The organism is Thioclava atlantica (assembly GCF_000737065.1).
GTDB classification, from domain to species: Bacteria; Pseudomonadota; Alphaproteobacteria; order Rhodobacterales; family Rhodobacteraceae; genus Thioclava; species Thioclava atlantica.
The window spans coordinates 111,564-124,429 of sequence record NZ_AQRC01000015.1; the positions used below are offsets into that span (position 1 = coordinate 111,564).

The 12,866-nt window shown below is 61.4% G+C and carries 12 protein-coding genes, 1 tRNA gene and 1 pseudogene; 6 read left to right on the forward strand and 8 right to left on the reverse strand.

From position 1 onward, the window contains the following. The first annotated feature begins 99 nt into the window (after nt 1-99). A complete protein-coding gene (locus DW2_RS16360) occupies nt 100-2,193 on the forward strand; it encodes a YjbH domain-containing protein (protein ID WP_038148216.1) in 2,094 nt (697 codons plus the stop codon). Beyond that, nucleotides 2,190-2,888, forward strand: a complete 699-nt coding sequence (locus DW2_RS16365; protein WP_038148218.1) for a YjbF family lipoprotein — start codon at nt 2,190-2,192, stop codon at nt 2,886-2,888. Before DW2_RS16360 ends, DW2_RS16365 begins: the two co-directional genes overlap by 4 nt. 128 nt (nt 2,889-3,016) lie before the next feature. Here the strand turns inward: DW2_RS16365 and DW2_RS16370 are convergent, their stop codons facing one another. After that, entirely contained in the window at nt 3,017-3,205 is a 189-nt protein-coding gene (locus tag DW2_RS16370; RefSeq protein ID WP_038148256.1) for a hypothetical protein, read from the reverse strand. A 314-nt stretch (nt 3,206-3,519) separates the two neighbouring features. On the opposite strand from DW2_RS16370, the gene DW2_RS16375 reads away from it, so the two are divergent. After that, nucleotides 3,520-4,824: a UDP-glucose dehydrogenase family protein gene (locus DW2_RS16375; RefSeq protein ID WP_038148220.1), complete on the forward strand. Its 1,305-nt coding sequence runs from the start codon at nt 3,520-3,522 to the stop codon at nt 4,822-4,824. Between the two features lie 92 nt (nt 4,825-4,916). On the opposite strand, the gene DW2_RS16380 is transcribed toward DW2_RS16375, so the two are convergent. Then, nucleotides 4,917-6,107, reverse strand: coding sequence for a BaiN/RdsA family NAD(P)/FAD-dependent oxidoreductase (locus DW2_RS16380; protein WP_038148222.1), 1,191 nt, complete (start codon nt 6,105-6,107; stop codon nt 4,917-4,919). Nucleotides 6,108-6,206: 99 nt separating this feature from the next. Between DW2_RS16380 and DW2_RS16385 the strand changes: the two genes are divergently transcribed. The 3 genes from DW2_RS16385 (at nt 6,207) to DW2_RS16395 (ending at nt 8,504) form a co-directional block, all read left to right on the forward strand. Further along, nucleotides 6,207-6,281 (forward strand) — tRNA-Gln (locus DW2_RS16385). 248 nt (nt 6,282-6,529) lie between these two features. Then, nucleotides 6,530-7,315: a hypothetical protein gene (locus DW2_RS19995; RefSeq protein ID WP_162178900.1), complete on the forward strand. Its 786-nt coding sequence runs from the start codon at nt 6,530-6,532 to the stop codon at nt 7,313-7,315. Continuing rightward, nucleotides 7,260-8,504, forward strand: coding sequence for a site-specific integrase (locus DW2_RS16395; RefSeq protein WP_162178901.1), 1,245 nt, complete (start codon nt 7,260-7,262; stop codon nt 8,502-8,504). The genes DW2_RS19995 and DW2_RS16395 overlap by 56 nt, the downstream gene beginning before the upstream one ends. Nucleotides 8,505-8,821: 317 nt before the next feature. On the opposite strand, the pseudogene DW2_RS19510 reads toward DW2_RS16395, so the two are convergent. The 6 genes and pseudogenes from DW2_RS19510 to DW2_RS16420 form a co-directional block, all read right to left on the reverse strand. Beyond that, nucleotides 8,822-9,040, reverse strand: a pseudogene (locus tag DW2_RS19510) (transposase domain-containing protein); the annotation flags it as partial. A 146-nt stretch (nt 9,041-9,186) separates the two neighbouring features. Continuing rightward, nucleotides 9,187-9,669, reverse strand: a complete 483-nt coding sequence (locus tag DW2_RS19515; RefSeq protein WP_081875039.1) for a CFI-box-CTERM domain-containing protein — start codon at nt 9,667-9,669, stop codon at nt 9,187-9,189. 242 nt (nt 9,670-9,911) lie between these two features. Continuing rightward, nucleotides 9,912-10,538 (reverse strand): helix-turn-helix transcriptional regulator, encoded by a 627-nt coding sequence (locus tag DW2_RS16405; RefSeq protein ID WP_156103001.1) that lies wholly within the window; start codon nt 10,536-10,538, stop codon nt 9,912-9,914. After that, entirely contained in the window at nt 10,538-11,200 is a 663-nt protein-coding gene (locus DW2_RS16410) for a hypothetical protein (RefSeq protein ID WP_038148231.1), read from the reverse strand. Before DW2_RS16410 ends, DW2_RS16405 begins: the two co-directional genes overlap by 1 nt. After that, a complete protein-coding gene (locus tag DW2_RS16415; RefSeq protein ID WP_038148233.1) occupies nt 11,197-11,922 on the reverse strand; it encodes a hypothetical protein in 726 nt (241 codons plus the stop codon). The genes DW2_RS16410 and DW2_RS16415 overlap by 4 nt, the downstream gene beginning before the upstream one ends. Continuing rightward, nucleotides 11,919-12,866: ATP-binding protein (locus DW2_RS16420; protein ID WP_156103002.1), on the reverse strand; the 948-nt coding region annotated here is incomplete at its 5' end. The genes DW2_RS16415 and DW2_RS16420, both read right to left, overlap by 4 nt.

Genomic DNA, 12,866 nt, shown 5'->3' on the forward strand with positions numbered 1-12,866 from the left:
GTGCAACGCGTGCCGCGCCCTGCGCATAACTCCCTCGCTTGCGGGCGCAAACTCGGTTAGGAAGGCGAAAAGAGACGAACGAGCCTTCGGGGAAGACGGATGAAACGGATCACGGGCGGCATCGCGACGACGGCGCTTCTGGCAGGGATGGGACTGGCGCAACCGGCAGGGGCGGAGTCCACGATCGCCTGGAGCATCGGAACCCTTGGCAGCCCCGGCGCGATCGACACACCCACTGCGGGCGTCTTCCGCGACGGGGAGCTGGTCGGATCGGTCTCCGGCTATAGCGGCAGCCAGCGTGCGAATTTCTCCTTCCAGGCCTTCCCGCGGCTCACCGCCACGGCGCGCTATTCGCGCGAGGCCGGCCTGGGCACCGGCGGCGACACGCTCAAGGATCGCAGCTTCGACCTCCATCTGCAGGTTCTGAACGAAAAGGGCTGGCGCCCGGCCTTCGCGGTCGGCCTGCGCGACATGTTCGATAACGGGATCTACGCATCGGAATATGTCGTGGCGAGCAAGACCCTCTCGCCGCGCCTGCGCGCAAGCGTCGGCTGGGGCTGGGGACGGCTCGGGTCCGACGGCTCGGGCGGCGGCACGCGCCCTGCCCCCTCGACCACCGGCGGGCTCAATTCCGAGACCTGGTTCAAGGGCCCCTCGGCGCCCTTCGCCTCGATCCAGTGGCGCGCGACCGACAAGCTCACGCTCAAGGCGGAATACAGCAAGGACGCCTATTCCGCGCAGGTCGCGGCGGGCGAGTTCGACAACAAGACCCCGTTCAATTTCGGCGCCGACTACCAGATCAATCCGATCGCCTCGGTTTCGGGTTACGTTCTGCATGGCGACAAGGTCGGCCTCCAGTTCAACATCGCGCTCGATCCGCGCCAGCCGGCCGCGCCCTCGGGCCTCGAGCGCGCACCGATCCCGGTCGCCCCGCGCCCGGCACCTGCCGCGAACCCCGATGCGTGGTCGACCGATTGGGCGAACGATTCCACCGCCCAGCCGGCGATCCAGCAGGCGATGGCGGATGCGCTGCGCAAGGATGGGCAGGTGCTCGAGTCGCTCAAGCTGACGCCGACCAGCGCCGATGTGCGGATCTCGAACGAAACCTACCGGTCCAACCCGCAGGCGATCGGCCATGCCGCGCGCATCGCCACCCGCGCCCTGCCTGCCTCGGTCGAGACCATCAAGGTCACGCTGGTCGAGCGCGGGATGCCGACCTCGACGACCACGCTCAAGCGCAGCGATATCGAGCGGCTCGAGAACGGCCCCTCGACCCAGATTGCCGCCGTGGCGGGGATCGGCGAGGCCGAACGCGGCCAGCAGGGATATGTCGCCACGCCGGGCCTCTACCCGCGCCTGCTCTGGGGGATCGGTCCCTATCTCGAGCTCTCCCCCTTCGATGCCGATGAAGGGCTCCATGCCGATATGGGCTTCGCGCTCAAGGGCCGCTACGAATTCGCGCCGGGTCTCGTGCTGTCAGGCGAGATCCGCCAGAAACTCGTGGGCAATCTCGACGAGGTCACGAAGACCTCGACCTCGCCGGTGCCGCATGTGCGCTCGGATATCTACGAATACCAGAAGCACGGCGACCTCACGGTTCAAAGCCTGACCTTCGCGTCCTATGGCCGTCCGGCACGCGATGTCTATTCGCGCGTCACGGTGGGCTATCTGGAGCGGATGTATGGTGGCGTTTCGGGCGAATTGCTGTGGAAACCCGTCGACAGCCGCCTCGCGCTCGGCGCGGAGGTGAACTGGGTCAAGAAGCGTAACTTCGACCAGCGCTTCGGCTTCCAGGATTACGACACCGTCACCGGCTTCCTCTCGGCCTATTACGACTTCGGAAACGGCCTGACGGGCGAGCTGGATGTCGGGCGCTACCTCGCCGAGGACTGGGGCGCGACCGTCTCGCTCGACCGCGAGATGGCCAATGGCTGGAAGATCGGCGCCTTCGCGACCTTCACCGACATGTCGCAGAGCGATTTCGGCGACGGCCATTTCGACAAGGGCATCCGCCTGACGATCCCGCTCGGCTACGCGACGGGGCAGCCCTCGCTCAAGAGCTTCTCGACGACGCTGCGCCCCTATGTGGGCGATGGCGGTGCGCGGGTCCATGTGGACGGGCGCCTGTTCGAAACCATCGAGGGCAGCCATCAGGGCGGCCTCTACCGCGACTGGGGAAGGTTCTGGCGATGATCCCGGCCAAAGGCGCACTGATCTCCGCCACGCTTGCGCTGGCGCTCCTCTCGGGATGCACCAGCCATGACAGCGCAGGGGTGCAGGAAAGCAAATCGGCAGGCGGCACGATGGTGAAGGCCGCACTCGGCTCGGTGTTCTCGGGCTCCAAGAAAGAGACCGCGCAAGCCTCCGCCCCGACCGATCCCTCGGCGCTGGCCACTTCCGCGCTCCAGTCGATCAAGGGACCGGTGATCCTCGTGACCTTCGAGGCGAGCAAAGCGTCCACGATCGGCGCGATGCGCGGCGAGAACAGCGCGATGCGCACCTACCAGACCCCCGATCAGCGCGCCTTCGTGCTGCGCGACGGCCTCCTGGCGGGCACGCGCGGCTTCGGACGCGACCTGATGTCGGCGGATACCTCTGCCGCAGCCCGGCTCATCCATGCCCGCATGCAGGGCACCGCCCAGCGGGTCTATCGCTATCTCGACGGCGACGGCCAGGAACGCCCCCTGCCCGTCTCCTGCACGATCCAGCCCGCGGGCACCGTCCAGCAGAGCGGGATTTCGGTCCGGCAGGTGGCCGAGCATTGCGAGGGGTCCGGGGTCACGCTCGACATGAGCTACCTCGTCGCACCGGACGGCACCATCCTCGCCTCGCGGCAATGGATCGGCCCCGCGCTCGGCTATGTCGCAATCCAGCAATTGCGCAACTGATCCACCGCCACCATGAACGAAAAAAACCCTCGATTTCGGGGGCTTTTTTTCAGATCACCGAAGGTCCAGACATGAAAAAGGCCGGGAAGCGAGCTCCCCGACCTTTCCAATTCCGGTGAAAACCGAAATTAGTTGTTCGACGCGGCGACAGCCACGGCAACCAGCAGCAGAACCGGGATAATGATGCCCGGGTTCGAGGACGACGACTGCTGAACAACGACGGGCTCGGGCTCGACGACCGGAGCGGTGTAACCGCCGGCGAAAGCGGTGGAGCCGGTGAGGCCGAGGGCCAGAGCGATGGTAGCGATCTTTTTCATAGTAATCTCCGTCATTACCGTAAGGTGCCGCCATGTTTCTTTGGCAGCATCGCGCCGAGAGTTACACAGCTTCTTGTGATTGCATAGGGGGAATTCGTGACGTTTAAACGCGGCGGGGAATACTGTTGCAGTTTGGCACTTTTCTTGGATGAATTTGCCGCAGTCCCTGCAGGTTTTCCAATGTATGGACTGTCCGTTCTCGTGTAGGAAGCGGAATTCTGGAAAAGATTTCGGGGGGTTGCCAGTTCCCCGGCCGGCGCGCCCAGAAGTCAGAGAATCATCTCCGTGGCTGGAGATTCGGAAAGGCGGAACGAATGAAAATCGCGATGATCGGCACGGGTTATGTCGGGCTCGTCTCGGGGGTTTGCTTCTCGGATTTCGGCCATGACGTCATCTGCGTCGACAAGAACCCCGCCAAGATCGAGATGCTGATGCGCGGCGAGGTGCCGATCTACGAACCCGGCCTTGACGCGCTTCTCGCGAAGAATGTCGAGGCGGGGCGGCTGAGCTTCTCGACCGATCTCAAGGCCGCCGTCGCCGGCGCGGATGCGGTCTTCATCGCGGTGGGCACGCCGACGCGGCGCGGCGACGGCCATGCCGATCTGAGCTATGTCATGGCCGCAGCCGAGGAGATCGCCCAGGCGCTCACCGGCTACGCAGTGATCGTCACGAAATCGACCGTGCCGGTGGGCACCAACCGCCAGGTCCATGACGTCATCGCCAAGGCCAATCCGAAAGCCGCATTCGATATCGCCTCGAATCCCGAATTTCTCCGCGAAGGGGCTGCGATCGACGATTTCATGCGCCCAGACCGGGTCGTCGTCGGCACCACCTCGGAGCGCGCGCGCGACGTGATGGGCGAGATCTACCGCCCCCTCTTCCTGCGCGAATTCCCGATCCTCTATACCGATCTCGAGACCGCCGAGATGATCAAATACGCGGCCAATGCCTTCCTCGCCACGAAGATCACCTTCATCAACGAGATCGCCCGGCTGTGCGAGAAGGTCGGCGCCGATATCAAGCAGGTCTCGCGCGGGATGGGGCTCGACGGGCGCGTCGGCAACAAGTTCCTGCATGCGGGACCGGGCTATGGCGGCTCGTGCTTTCCGAAGGACACCGCGGCGCTGGCGCGGATCGGCCAGGACCATGCCTGCCCGATGGAGATCGTCGAGACCGTCATCAAGGTCAATGACGACATCAAGCGCCGGATGATCGAGAAGATCGTCGATCTCTGCGGCGGGACGGTGAACGGCAAGACGATCGCGGTCCTCGGCGTGACCTTCAAACCCAATACCGACGACATGCGCGAGGCCCCCTCGCTCACCATCGTGCCCGCGCTGGTGGGCGGCGGTGCGAAGGTGCGCGTGGTCGACCCGCAGGGCAAGCGCGAGGGCGAGGCGCTCCTGCCCGGCGTGCAGTGGATGGAGGACGCCTACAAGGCCGCGGACAAGGCCGATTGCGTCGTGATCCTGACCGAGTGGAACGAGTTCCGCGCGCTCGACCTGCAGCGACTCGCAAGCAAGATGGAGACCCCGCGCATGGCCGATCTGCGCAATATCTACCACCGCGCCGACGTCACGAAGGCCGGCTTCGAGGAATATGTGGGGGTCGGCCGGTAAGACGGGCGGCGGCGCGAGAGCGGGGCTCTGCCCCCGCCCTTCGGGCTCCCCCGGGATATTTTTCTCAAGAGGAAGAGAAGCGCGGCGCGCGCTCAGACGGCCTGCCCCGCCGCCCAGCCCGAGGCCCAGGCCCATTGGAAATTGTAGCCGCCGAGCCAGCCCGTCACATCGACCACTTCGCCGATGAAATAGAGCCCGGGCACGCGGCGTACCTCCATCGTCTTCGCGTCGAGCTCACGGGTCGAAACCCCGCCCAGCGTGACCTCCGCCGTGCGATAGCCTTCCGACCCCACGGGGCGCACCTGCCAGCGATGGGTCTGATCGGCGAGCCGCGCGAGCGCCTTGTTGGACTGGTCCGCAAGCCGCCCCTCGAGCCCGGCCTCGGCGACGAGGAACTGCGCGAGCTTCTCGGGCATGTGCCGCGCCAGGGCATTGTGAAGCGCCTGCCGGCCCGCCTGCCCGCGCTGCTCGGCCAGAAGCGCCGCGATATCGGCGCCCGGCATCAGATCGATCGAAATCGCATCGCCCTCGCGCCAGTAGCTCGAGATCTGCAGGATCGCGGGCCCGGAGAGGCCGCGATGGGTGAAGAGGAGATCCTCGTCGAACCGGGTCTTGCCGTGGCTCACGCGGGCGGGGCGCGCGAGCCCTGCCAGAGGCGCGGTTCGCGCGAGATCCTGCTCCGCGAAGGCAAGCGGCACCAGTCCGGGGCGCGTCTCGACGATGTCGAGGCCGAAGCTCCGCGCGATGTCGTAGCCCAGGCCCGTCGCCCCCATCTTCGGGATCGACTTGCCGCCCGTCGCGACCACCACCGCCTGCGCCGCGATCGGGCCCTGCGAGGTGTCGACGATGAAGCCCTCATCCGCGCGCCGTACCGCCTCTATCGTGGTCTGGAGATGCAGCGCGCCGCCTGCCCCGCGCAATTCGCGCACCAGCAGGTCGACGATCTGCGTGGCCTTGCCGTCACAGAAGAGCTGGCCGAGATGCTTTTCGTGCCACGCGATCCCGGCCGCCTCGATCCGGGCGATGAAATCGGAGGGCGTGAAGCGCGAGAGCGCCGAGAGCGCGAAGCGCGGGTTTTGCGAGATGAAGCGTTCGGTCGCGTTCGAGCGAGTGAGCAGCCGATTGGTGAAATTGCACCGTCCACCGCCGGAGATCCGGATCTTTTCGCCCGGCGCGCGGGCATGGTCGAGCACGCGCACCGAGCGGCCACGCCGGGCCGCCTCGATCCCCGCCATCAGCCCCGCCGCGCCTGCGCCGAGGATCACAACATTGCAGTTTTCCATGTCCGCCTCCTGCCCGAGCGCGTGCCTGCGCGCAATCGAAATTTCTTCCGATTTTCCTCTTGCAGCCCCGCGCCCTCTTGGCTACATAGCGGCCCACGTTGGGGCGTAGCCAAGTGGTAAGGCACCGGTTTTTGGTACCGCGCACCGTAGGTTCGAATCCTACCGCCCCAGCCACTTTTCCCGACAGCGTCAATAAAACAAGGGATAACATCCCTTGTGGCACACCCGGTGTGTTACACCCCTCCAAAACTGTAACACACAGTGTGACACACAGGCGGGGCCGACCTCGCCTTGCCATCTCCCGAAAGCACCCCTTCTCGGCCGGCCCCTATATGATGCGGCGCGGCCGGATCTTCTATTTCCGAAAGCGTCTCCCGCTCGCCGGAGAAAATCGGGAATCAAACTCTTTTTTGTGCCTCTCCTTGCGCACCGATCTCCCAGCCGATGCCGTGAAGCGCGCCGCTGCGCTGCTCGCGGTCTACGAGCAAAAGGAAGACCAGATCGTGGACGCAATTCTGAACGACACCCTGACGAAAGAAGACGCAAAGGCTCTGCTGACGGAGGTTCTGCGCGCCGAGCTCGCGCGACTTCTTCTGACACAATGCGAGATGACGAAAACGAGCGATGCGGAACTCGACGCGCGCGTTGAAGAACTCGAGGCCGAAAATAAAGCGCTCAAGAGGGCTGCGCGCCAAGGGAATTGGGATGGTGTCCGCAATCTGCTCGACGCGGCGACGAAGCTGATCGCCATTGCCGCCCCCGAGCCGCTCGATCCTGATCTCGGCCGCCAGGCTATCAGCCTGAAGCGGCGCTTGACCGAGATCGAAGTCGAGGTTCTCGAAGGCGACGATCTGCGCCAATGCGCCAAGCCGCTCCTGAACGACACCGGGATCGAGGATCTCGACGCGTTCGTCCAAACACCCGTGCTCCTTTCGGTTGCGATCGCAAGAACATTCGAGCTTTGGCCCTCCAAAGCCATGAAGGGAAATACGCAAGCCATCGCAAACCTCGCGATGGAGTTCTTCGGCGACGTGCCGGTGTCGACGATCACGCGCGAGAGGCAGAAAGCATTCTTTGAAATGGATGGCGCGCGTGCCCAAAATCAACGGAAAAAGTCACTGCAAAAACCGGTTCAACTCCAATGGGAAAACCTTGAGCAAGGCGTTCGAGATTTCCCAAGCGGATGCGAAGGACGCCAAGATCACTGACGAAATCCGAAACCGCAACGATATGTCGCTCGCTGAGAAGCGTGCCGTCCTCGCAGAGCAGCTTACGCCGCGTCTGGCGCGAGCGACGATCGAACGTAATCAAGGTGGCCTGAAGCGCATTTTTTCTTCGGCGCGCGACCTCGGCGCAGAGACGCCAGAAGTGCTTTCACGTAAGGACATCTGGAAGCACCTCGAGGAGAAGATGCCTAAAGACGACCTCTACGTGCGTGTCACGAAGCCTAAAACCCGGAGGCCCTGGTCCGCAGAACGATTGGCTTCGTTCTTCCTGTCCCCGATCTACACGGGGGCTTTTTCCGCAAGCAGGCGCGCACGCCGTGGTCAGATCATCGTTCGGGATGCAACCTATTGGGTGCCTCTCATCTTGCTGACTCTTGGCACTCGCATCGAGGAAACCCTGCTTCTCAAACGCAAGGATGTTGTCCTGCGTGACGGGCTTCACTGCTTCAATTACAACAGCGGCGCAGATCAGCTTGGCAAGACCGAGAGCAGCCAGCGAACACTTGCGATCCCGCAGCTTCTGCTCGAATTGGGTTTTGTCGAGTGGTTCCAGTCGCTGCCTGAGAACCACGGGATTTTTCTGTTCCCCGACGCCGTGAAGCGGGCCACCACGAGGGATGTCACCAGCCCTTTCAGCAAGCACTTGCGTCGCATTCTGTCGAATCTCGAAATCGATGATTTCCACGAGGATATCTATGCGGCGCGAATGACGTTCACGAGCATGCTCAACGCGGCAGGTGTGTCTGAAGCGCAGCGACAAGCAATTGCCGGGCACAGCCATGGCACGGTTTTGAACTGCCACTACACCGCCCACAATGTCGGGGACCTCAAGCTGGCCATGGACAAGGCCGATTTCCGGCTCGAAATTCGGTATAGTCCGAAGCACGGCTTCCCGATCATCCACGGTTGTAGCCTGAAAAAGCAGGATGCGCTCAGGGTCGAAGTCACGCTGGACGAAAATTCCGAAGCCGAGACGCTCCGGATCTTCGATTCGAAGAGCAGGCAGCCGCTTTTCGAGTATCACAAAGGTAATCTCCTGGATGCTCGCGATCGCCGTGATTGCGCGAGCGAACTTCTGCGCAAGGTCGGGAATGCTCCGCTTCAGATGCCGCAGGACACCTCTCGCGTGGCCGCCATCGAGCATTTCATGGCGCTCGGTTCGCCCGGCTAAGGAAACTTGTGAGGCCAGTTTCAGCGAAGATATCAAAATAGCGGCAGACCGGGTAACCCGGCCTGCCGCTTTCACATTTATCCAGCGTCATTGCTGAAGCTTTCAGAGCAAAACTCACAAGAGCTGAAATCGCCTAGCCGAGACTCGCTTGCTCTGCTGAAATCAGGAAGCAAAGCGACCAGTTCGAAAGCTCGGCCTTGAAGGAGCGGCTCAAGCGCAGAAAAAGAAAATCCGCTTATCCACGAGAAAAAGCAGCAACCACACCATTGTTACTGCGGCTTATGCGGATTGACCGTCCCTTGCAATTCCAGTGCCCCTCAATTCCGCGGCAGAAATTCATCGAGTCTGCTGGTCTTGTGCTCATGGATAGGGTCGAGGATGTCGTCGATACACGCCAGCGGATCAAGATTGCTTAGCTTGGCCGTTTCAATGAAAGTCGTTGCACGCGCGAGCGTTTCCACACCGGTATCGGCCCCTGCCGATAACCAGTTTTTCCAGTCCGTTACTATCGGACGTAGAGCACCTTCAGCGGGGTTGAAGTGGTCACGAAATGGGCCACGAAAGCCAGCGTTGAACCGGAGAATTCGGCGACACTCTGGAAGCTGATCCCGTAGTCGACCAGATGCGGGGCTTGCTTCAGGTGGTGACCAGAAAGCAACTTCGCCGCTCAAATGAATACCGGCTATGCTGGCCCTAAAAGATCAACCATGTCCCTGCTGCGTTGAAGTGTTTCGACCATCTTTCGATAGGTTGCCACCGCCTCGATGGTATGTCCCTTCTCGGTTTGTTCGACCGCGCGTTCGATGTCCACCCAAACCTGTTCGGCTACCAGAGGGTTATTCAGTAGAGGCACCAAGAGCGGCGCGATATCGTAGTAGTCTTCCACCAAGCCAACGCCCTCTGGAGTTTTCATGAGAACCTCGTCTCGAAGCCGGCGGAGAACTTGAAGTTCGTGGCAGTCGTCCGGCAACCCGCGAAACTCGCATGCCGCTGTGGTCAGGAAGCACCCCTTCTTCCCACTGGATTTCTCGCCTTTGTCGCGAGATGTTCCTGAATCACTGCGCTTGGAGCGCCACTGACCGTCCTTGTTTCGAGACCGATTTTGACCACGAGTTGGGCCGCTCTTCACGACCGGGCCCTTTGTATCCTTCGGCGACTTGCTCATCGACTTCCTCCCATTACCCCAGAAAGATGAAAAAAAATCGTAGATCTGGCAAGTAATCTGTGCCGCACAGCACTCAGCCGCTAGCGCCCTATTGCGCAAAGCGCATTCCATTGCTTTTTCTGGTGGATAGGCGGGAAGAAAATGACCGCCATGCGCTTTACCCCGTTCTGTGGATCATGCAAGCGCTCGCTAGTTGAAACATAGTCGATCCTGAAAGCTTGGCGTCTGAGAAGCTCTCAATCCTACAAGCGCGCCGCCGCTTTTTGTAACTGCTCACGCATCGTTGCTTTGAGGACCTCGGGAGAGACGATCTCAACTCCGCCGCCCCATCTGAAAAGGTGCCACGCAAGCTCAACGAAGCCACCCGAACAAAAGCTGACTTCCAAGCGGCCGTCTGCAAGAGTCCTTGTTTCCTGCTCTTGATGAAACTCGAAAACCGAAGCCTCGTCATGCACCGCGCTGTCGAAGCGCAACACCACATCTTCCGGCTCCTCCTGAAACACGCCGAAAGACTGGGCTGCGAACTCTTCAAGATCGAAGCCTTCATCCGCCCATGCGGGCACGTTCAGCACCTCGGGATTGGCCACTCTATCAAGCCGAAAAAGCATCGGATCACCCCAGTCGTTGCCTGCCGCGACGAGATAGGAACGCGGCCCAATAAGGAGACCACGCGGAGCGACTTCATGGCGTCGAGAACCATTGGCGGAGGTGTAATCAAAGCGCAGCAAAACTCCGGCAAGCAGGGCAAGGTGACAAGCGCTCTGAATCTCGGGAGAGATCGGGGTGCGCGGACCAGGGACCGCGACGGAAAGACGCAAGGCGAGCTGGAGATGACGCACGAGGCCGAGCTTGCGGGCGTCGTCAGTCATCAAGATGAAGGCGAGAGGACCGGAACGCCGCGGAGAGTTTCTTTCGCGATCGATTTTGGGTCGTCGGCATTGAAGAGGGCTTTGAGAGGACGCAAGGCGAAGTTTTTGAGAGCATCTTCATCGGTCAAAGCGAAGATCGGCAGCGCGTAGAAGTATGCGTAGTCATCCTCTTCCTCAGACCACACCCAAAGTCCATCGCCAGCATGGCTGATACACGCTTGGCTTTCATCAGTAGGGTCGAAGTCTTCTATCGCCCATAGATCCTCATGGTTGCTATGCGGATGCCAGCCAATGATCAGGCATGCCTGGTTAAGCCACGGCCATTCAGGGGCCTCTCCATCGGCCTCCTTAGAACTGCACAGGCGGGTGACCATTGTAAGTGTGCCGACTGGTTTCGGCTTCGTGCTTCTTCCTTTCTGACCCGGTGCACGGGCAGTGCGCGACAGGATGCCCGCATTATATGCATACGCAGGAGCAACCCACTCGGCGTCGCCACCCCCATCTTCGTCTCCTAACTCAGCAACGTCTCCGAAGAAGGTCTCATCTTGGAGTTGTTCCCAGAGTGTTTGGAGCAAAGCGTCGAGATCGGCTGCGGATCTTCGCAGGTTTTCCGCCGAGCGATGAAGAGCTTGGCCGCGATCAATCATTTCTTCAATCGTCATGAGTTTTCCTTCAATTTATGTCGCTCAAATGCGTAGCGGACCAACTGGACATCTTTCGGAACCTGCCCAAACCAAGGCGGGCGCCCCGTCGACTTGAACCGGAAAGCAACGTTACCAAGATCATTTGGCACCGGGAGGCCGTTAAAGATCCGTCCCATGTCCGTTTCTTGCAGAAACGCACGCATCGTCTCGACCCATCGAGCCAAAGGAGTGCGCGCTGCCTCGCACCAATTTTTGAGGTCCCTCGAAACATCGCGCCACGTGCGGCGGAAACACGGCACGCCGAGTTCATCTTCTTCGATGCCCGCTTCGCCCAGCAAAATAACGGCCCCGACGTTCTCCACACCAACAGCCTCGATTTGCTGCTCGAGTTGCCGCTCAGAGAGCGGCGCATGCCATTTAACCTCGACGATCGTCGTTTTGCCCGCGCCGTGAAGGAGCACATCGGGCTCAACATGTCGCCGTCCAGCGGGGCCGTTCAGCTTCGGCCACAAATCGACAGCGATATCTTGGTCTTCCGCGAAGTCAGAAGCCGAAAACGCGTCGCGTCCTAACAGTAGCTCGATTGCCTTGAGCCGATCCTTCGGAGACATCAGCCGGATCGAACCGAACACGGCGGACGTAACCATATCTTCCTGAGGCCGCCTCTTTCCCAAAAAGTTCTTGTCGCTTCCTGCGTTGAAAAGCCAATGGGCCTTTCGCCGCCCAACCGCTTCCATCATCTCTTTGTATCCCAATCACTTTTTTCGAAAGTTGGCCGAAACCCCGCGCGAATGCCACCGTTTTCTTTCGTCTGAGCCTCGTCAACCAGAGCCTCGAGGATCGCGCTGGTATCCTGCTCGCCGAGCAAACAGCAACGCCGCGCGATCGCCGCCAGATCGCCCGGGGTGAGCCCTTCGAGATCGAACAAGGCGGCCGGAGGACCGACCTCGAAGAACTTCCGGAACGCGATGCCAAGTTGCATCGCGCTCAACGGGCGCAGTTCTGCGTTGATGGTAAAGCGTCGCCGGGTTGCAGGATCGAGATGGTCTGCGAGATTGGTGGTGCAAGCAAACGGAAGAGGATGGCTTTCCATCCAGGTGAGCATTTCATTGACCTGGCTGACCTCCCACGACCGTGCCGCGAAAGCGCGGTTGGCAAGCAGCGAGTCCGCTTCATCGAAGATCAGAAAAGCGCCTTCATCCCTCGCCTGAGAGAAAGCCGACGCAATAGCCTTCTCCGAGCCGCCGACGAACATGGACAACAGGTCGGATGCGCGTTTCTGGATAACGGGCAGCCCCATCACTTCGGCAAGGTGCCGAGCCAGAGCGCTCTTGCCGGTCCCCGACGGTCCGGAAAAGCAAAACGAGATGTTCCGAGTAGCGTCGGCTCGGCTCAACTGTTCGATCAGGCGGTTCACATCCAGATCTGTGTCAATCAGGGCCTGATCGAATGCGTGCGCCTGCTCAATCCCAAGAGGCTTGGAATGTCCTCCGCGAAGGGCTTTATCTGCCGCGCCAATCGCGACATCCAAGTCGCTCTCGCCACCGTCCGTCAGCTGTGAAACCTCAAGCGCCCCGGCCACGAGAGCCGGCGGCACCTCTACGTGTCGCGCAAGCTGGCGTAGCCGACCTTGGCGCAGACCTGCTCGAGCGTCTGCACGACGTCCTCGCCCCGGTAGGTGAAG